Genomic DNA, 5762 nt, shown 5'->3' with positions numbered 1-5762 from the left:
AGCAACGGCCGGAGCCGTGAGGTAAAGACGCGCGATGAAGACAAGCGCCCAGCCTGCCGACGAACGAGCGTCCTTGACGGTCGGAACCGTGAAGAAGCGCACGATGACGTGCGGCAGACCCGCGGTGCCGATCATCAGCGACAGCGTGAACAGGAACATGTTCAGCGTGGTGTCCGACTGCTCCAGATAGGATTTGAAGCCCAGATCGGTCACAAGCCCCTCCAGCGTCGCCAGGATCGGCTGACCGGTGGCCACGTCGTTCGAGAAGAGACCAAGGCCCGGGATCGGGTTGCCGGTCAGTTGCAGCGAGATGAACACGGCCGGGATAGTGTAGGCGGTGATCAGCACGACATATTGGGCAACCTGAGTATAGGTGATGCCCTTCATGCCGCCGAGAACGGCATAGAGGAACACGATACCAGCACCGATCAGAAGGCCGGTCGTGTTCGACACTTCGAGGAAGCGCGAAAACGCCACACCGACACCGGTCATCTGACCGATAACGTAGGTGACCGAGGCGACGATCAGACAGACGACAGCCACCATGCGGGCGGTCGGGCTGTAGAAACGATCGCCGATGAATTCCGGCACGGTAAACTTGCCGAACTTGCGCAGATAGGGCGCAAGCAGCATCGCCAGCAGAACGTAACCGCCGGTCCAGCCCATCAGATAGACCGAAGTGTCGTAGCCGCCGAAGGCGATGAGACCCGCCATCGAGATGAAGGAGGCCGCCGACATCCAGTCAGCGCCCGTGGCCATGCCGTTCATGACCGGGTGAACGCCCCGCCCGGCGGCATAGAATTCCGATGTGGAGCCCGCACGGGCCCAGATCGCGATGCCGATATAGAGCGCGAAGGTCGCGCCCACCACCAGCAGGTTGAGTGTAAACTGATCCATTGTCCCTGCTCTCCCTTACTCTTCCACGCCGTGTTCGGCGTCGAGCTTGTTCATGCGCCAGGCGTAGAAAAAGATCAGTATGAGGAACACGATGATCGAGCCTTGCTGCGCGAACCAGAAGCCCAGATCGGTTCCGCCAACGCCGATGCCCGAAAGCATGGGGCGCAGAAGAATGCCAAAGCCGAAGGACACCACGAACCAGATCACCAAGCAGATCTTGATGAGCCGGATATTGGCTGCCCAATAGGCGTTGGACGAAGATTTGTCCGCCATTGTCTTACTCCCTGAATTCCCTCGTTCTCCCGCGCCCCGGCTCATCCCGGGATGCGGGCCTCCCCTTATTCCGTCGCGCTTTTCACGATTGTCCTCAGCGCCTTGGCGACCCCTGCGATGGACCCCATCGCATCGACCGTCCTCAGCACGCCCAACTTGTCATAATGCGCGATCAGTGGTGCCGTCTCGGCGTGATAGGCCCTCAGCCTTTCGCGCGCCGTTTCGGCGTTGTCGTCGGCACGGCGTTTGAATTCCGTGCCGCCGCATTTGTCACAAGTGCCCGCCTTGGCGGTTTTCTTGTGGGTGTCGTGATAACCCTCGCCGCAATGGGCGCAGGTAAAGCGCCCCGCCACGCGGTCGATCATCGCCTCGTCATCGACCTCAAGACTGATCGCGGCGGTGACGTCCTGGCCGCTTTCGGCCAGCAACCCGTCAAGTGCCGCGGCCTGTCCGGCAGTGCGCGGGAAACCGTCGAGGATGACGCCCGCCTGCACGTCCGGTTTTGCCATCCGGTCCTTGAGGATCGCCAGGACGATCTCATCGCTGACCAGCCCGCCCGTCTCCATTACCGCCTTGGCGGCAAGACCGGCAGGGGAGCCCTCGGCGACGGCGGCGCGCAAGAGATCGCCGGTGGACAGCTGGATCAGGCCGAAGCGTTCTTCCAGCATCCGCGCCTGTGTGCCCTTTCCAGCCCCGGGGGGGCCAAGCAGGATCAGGACGGCGGGTGTTGTGAGAACCTCGCTCATACCCGGTTCATCCGGTTGTCGATCAGATCGTCGACCACAGACGGATCGGCGAGGGTCGAGGTGTCGCCCAGCGCGCCATAGTCATTTTCAGCGATTTTCCTGAGGATGCGGCGCATGATCTTGCCCGAACGGGTCTTTGGCAGGCCCGGCGCCCACTGGATCAGGTCGGGTGAGGCGATGGGGCCGATCTCGGTCCGCACCCATTTCACCAGCTCCTTGCGCAGATCCTCGGAGGGCTCCACACCGTTCATCAGGGTGACATAGGCGTAGATGCCCTGCCCCTTGATGTCATGCGGGTAGCCGACGACGGCCGCCTCGGCGACATTCTCATGCGCGACAAGGGCGCTTTCGACCTCGGCCGTACCCATCCGGTGACCGGACACGTTGATCACATCGTCGACGCGGCCGGTGATCCAGTAATAGCCATCCTCATCCCGGCGGCAGCCGTCACCGGTGAAGTAGTAGCCCTTGTACTGGGTGAAATACGCCTCCTGGAACCGCTCATGATCGCCCCAGAGCGTCCGCATCTGCCCGGGCCAGCTGTCGGAGATGCACAAGACCCCCTCGGCCTTCGTATCCCGCTGGACCGCACCTGTCGCGGCATCAAGGACCACCGGCTTCACGCCGAAGAACGGCAAAGTGGCCGAGCCGGGCTTGGTCGGGATCGCGCCGGGCAGCGAGGTGATCATATGGCCGCCGGTTTCGGTCTGCCAGAACGTGTCGACGATCGGGCAGCGGCCCTTGCCGACATGTTTGTCATACCAGATCCAGGCTTCCGGATTGATCGGTTCCCCGACCGACCCAAGAACCTTCAGCGACGAGAGGTCGTATTTCTCGACATATTCCGGCCCCTGCCCCATCAGGGCGCGGATGGCAGTCGGAGCGGTGTAGAACTGGTTAACTGCATGCTTTTCACACACCGCCCAGAACCGCCCCGCGTCCGGCCAGGTCGGCACGCCCTCAAACATCAGGGTCGTGGCGCCGTTCGCCAGAGGTCCATAGACGATGTAGGAATGGCCGGTGACCCAGCCGACATCGGCAGTGCACCAGAAGATATCGCCGTCGTGATAGTCGAACGTGTATTGATGGGTCATCGAGGCATAAACAAGGTAGCCGCCCGTGGTGTGGACGACGCCCTTGGGTTTGCCGGTCGAGCCTGACGTATAAAGGATGAAGAGCGGGTCTTCCGCCCCCATCGGCTCGGGTGCGCAAACGGTACTGGCATCCGCCATCCCGGCCAGAACGTCGACATCGCGACCCTCAATCCAGGTCGTCTGATCGCCGGTATGCTTGACGACAAGGCATTTCACCTTGTCATCGCAATGCAGAAGGGCGGCATCCGCGTTCGACTTCAGCGCCGTGCGGCGACCGCCACGCGGCGCGGTATCGGCGGTGATGACGGCCTTTGCCTCGCTGTCGTTGATCCGGTTCGCGAGCGCATCGGGCGAAAAGCCCGCGAAAACGATCGAATGGATCGCCCCGATCCGGGCAGAGGCCAGCATCGCATAGGCAGCCTCGGGGATCATCGGCAGATAGATCACGACCCGGTCGCCCTTGCCGATACCATTGGCCTTCAGCACATTGGCCATGCGACCGACGTTATCGGCCAGTTCCTTGTAGGAGATGTGGCGGGCTGGCGTGGCCGGATCGTCGGGTTCCCAGATGATCGCGGTCTGATCGGCGCGGGTTGCAAGATGGCGGTCGACGCAATTGGCCGCAACGTTCAGAACACCATCCTCGAACCACTTGATCGACACTTCGCCGAACTTGAAGCTGGTATCCTTGACCTTGGAATAGGGCTTGATCCAGTCGAGCCGCTTGCCCTCTTCACCCCAGAAGGCGACGGGATCATTAACCGAAGCGGCATATTTCGCAGCATAGCTGTCGGGCGTTGCATGAGCCTTTTCAAATCCCGACGGGATCGCCCGCTTTGCCGTTGCATCCGTTGCGTTCTGCGCCGCCATGGCTGTCCTCCATACGTCAGGTACCGACTTTCCGAGGAATTCGGCGCATGATCCGCCCGCCCCCATCAAAGCCCTATCGCCAATATTGTAAACTATTTATTCATTTATTTGTAACCTATTTTTTTCATTGTATTTTTCTGTAAATATTTTCACACTTATACCGATAATTTTGTAAATTACGCTTTGTCGGGCACATTTTTGCCATGATTTTTCAACCAATTGGCTGTTCACGACACGGTGAACACACATCGATCTGACCTTGGAGGGTGCTAATTGCGCCGCGGCCTGCGGACACAGCGATTTCAGCGGTTTTCCGGCACAGATTGCCCGTTAGCGCCCGCATTTTTCTGCGATTCGAATGGAAACGGTCAGCGATGCATCTCGCCGCTCCAACCGCTGGGATCGGACTGCGTTTCAGCTGCTGCCCCCGGCAGGCTTCTGATGCCGCACCATGGAGTTGCTCCAGCGACCGGGACCGCGAGCTTCCTGTTTCATTTAAGCGACGCTTGCAGCATCCTCGCCGGGAACTGACATCCCTGACCGCCCCGCCAAGGCAAGGGCGGATCGAAGGTCCCGCAGTCTGAGGACTGCCACAACCACGCCGGGGCAACATGGCCGACAAAGTCACACCACTGCGCGAAACCGATGCTGAAGCGCGCGCAATCGCGACGGGTCTCATCGCCACCGCGCGCATTGCGGCGCCGGGCGTAGTCGAACCGGAAACCGGCGCGCCTTTCGTCAGCCAGATTGCCTTCGGCCTTGCACCGGACGGAGCCCCGATCACGCTCATCTCGGATCTCGCGTTACATACGCAGGTACTGCGCCAGGACCCGCGCGCATCGCTGCTGATCGCCGCCCCGAAACCCAGGGGCGACCCGATGGCCCATCCCCGCCTGACACTGCGGGTCAGGGCCCACTTCATTCCCGACGACGCCCCCGAACGTCCCGCCCTGCGCGAAGACTGGCTGGCACAGCACCCGAAATCGCGCCTCTATGTCGGTTTTGCCGATTTCCACCTTGTCCGCTTCGAGATTCTGACCGCTCACCTCAATGCCGGGTTCGGTAAGGCCTATGCACTTGACAGGAATGACCTTAAAGTGACCTGAATTTCCGCGGAGCGGGACCATCGACCCGGTTTATGACCTGTCGCATTAGGGACTTACGACGAACAGTTATGGCAGACCCGATCCGCTTTACAGAAGAGATATCCCGGCAAAGGCAACGGCTCGACGCGGATTTCGTATCGCGTCAGATCGGGCTGGCGATCAGTTGCATCCTGTTCTTCTTCTTCCTGCCGTTCTGGTTCGTCTTTCTGGTCTATCTGCTCTGCGTTGGCTCAGAAGTTCCGCAACGACGCCTGCTGCTGGCCTTCGAAGCCTCGCCAAGCCGGGGGCGGCGGCTGGCATTTCTGGCAAGCTCTGCCTTCGGGCTGACGATCTACAGCATCCCCGCTCTGGTTCTGTGGCAGATGGACGATCCCTTGGTCCGTTTCCTTGGCGTGCTGTCGCTGATCGGTGCCCTGCTCAATGTTTCGGTCGTGCGGACAGTGCACTTTCCGATGGGACTTGTCAGCGGCCTTCCCCCCGCAGCGGCCCTGCTTTGGCTATCGCTTCAGCATCTGATGAAACCCGATGCAACGCTGTCCGCGGCCGTTGCCACGGCTGCGGCACTCACCCTGCTTGGCTATTTCCTGTCCGCACTGGTGCAGAACCACCGCGCGCAATCCCGGCTGATCGAAGCCATCACCGAAGCCAGCGATTCAAGCCGCGCCAAGTCCCGCTTCCTCGCCTCGATGAGCCATGAGGTCCGGACACCGCTCAACGCCCTTCTGGGGCACAGCCAGCTTCTGCGTGAAGAGACCGATGCCGATGCCGCCCGTGAC

General features: G+C 61.0%; 6 protein-coding genes. 2 read left to right on the top strand and 4 right to left on the bottom strand.

The features are described 5' to 3' along the window. From WBB85_RS09170 to acs, 4 genes are all read right to left on the bottom strand, one after another. On the bottom strand, window positions 1-897 hold an 897-nt coding region (locus WBB85_RS09170), incomplete at its 3' end, for a VC_2705 family sodium/solute symporter (RefSeq protein WP_432638319.1). A 15-nt stretch (window positions 898-912) separates the two neighbouring features. After that, window positions 913-1170, bottom strand: coding sequence for a DUF4212 domain-containing protein (locus tag WBB85_RS09165; RefSeq protein ID WP_432638318.1), 258 nt, complete (start codon window positions 1168-1170; stop codon window positions 913-915). 65 nt (window positions 1171-1235) lie between these two features. After that, window positions 1236-1916, bottom strand: coding sequence for an adenylate kinase (locus WBB85_RS09160; protein WP_432638317.1), 681 nt, complete (start codon window positions 1914-1916; stop codon window positions 1236-1238). Then, window positions 1913-3880, bottom strand: coding sequence for an acetate--CoA ligase (gene acs / locus WBB85_RS09155; protein WP_432638316.1), 1968 nt, complete (start codon window positions 3878-3880; stop codon window positions 1913-1915). The genes WBB85_RS09160 and acs overlap by 4 nt, the downstream gene beginning before the upstream one ends. Before the next feature lie 611 nt (window positions 3881-4491). Here acs and WBB85_RS09150 point away from each other — a divergent pair. Together WBB85_RS09150 and WBB85_RS09145 are read left to right on the top strand one after the other, a co-directional pair. Further along, entirely contained in the window at window positions 4492-4986 is a 495-nt protein-coding gene (locus WBB85_RS09150) for a HugZ family protein (RefSeq protein WP_432638315.1), read from the top strand. A 68-nt stretch (window positions 4987-5054) separates the two neighbouring features. Continuing rightward, window positions 5055-5762 (top strand): histidine kinase dimerization/phospho-acceptor domain-containing protein (locus WBB85_RS09145; RefSeq protein WP_432638314.1); only part of this gene is annotated, 708 nt, incomplete at its 3' end.

Source organism: Albidovulum sp. (assembly GCF_049646345.1).
Lineage (GTDB): Bacteria > Pseudomonadota > Alphaproteobacteria > Rhodobacterales > Rhodobacteraceae > Albidovulum.
Note: the sequence above shows the minus strand (reverse complement) of the source record. Positions and strands in the feature narration are given on the sequence as shown.